The 247-nt window shown below is 61.5% G+C and carries 1 pseudogene; it reads left to right on the top strand.

What is annotated here, in order from left to right:
- Window positions 1-247: pseudogene (locus tag AF337_RS15940) on the top strand (methyl-accepting chemotaxis protein); the annotation flags it as partial.

Below are 247 nucleotides of genomic sequence, written 5' to 3' on the forward strand. Positions count from 1 at the left end.
CGTCCAGACGCTGACGATGGATCAGGCCAACCTCGAGGCAAAGTCGATCGCCAATGAAATCGCCGCCAATGTCGGCGAACTCGCCAGCGCCGCACGCACCATGTCGGGCGTCATCGGCCGCGGCCATCAAGGCAAATCGCTCGATCGCAAGGGCATGATCAATGTGTTGAAGGCCAATCTCGAGCAGAACGCCTTCGCCTTCGGCAGCTGGTTCTGCGAGCAGCTCGGCGCGCTTGACGGCAAAACC

The sequence above is a fragment of the Rhizobium ecuadorense genome, from assembly GCF_001187535.1.
GTDB lineage: Bacteria > Pseudomonadota > Alphaproteobacteria > Rhizobiales > Rhizobiaceae > Rhizobium > Rhizobium ecuadorense.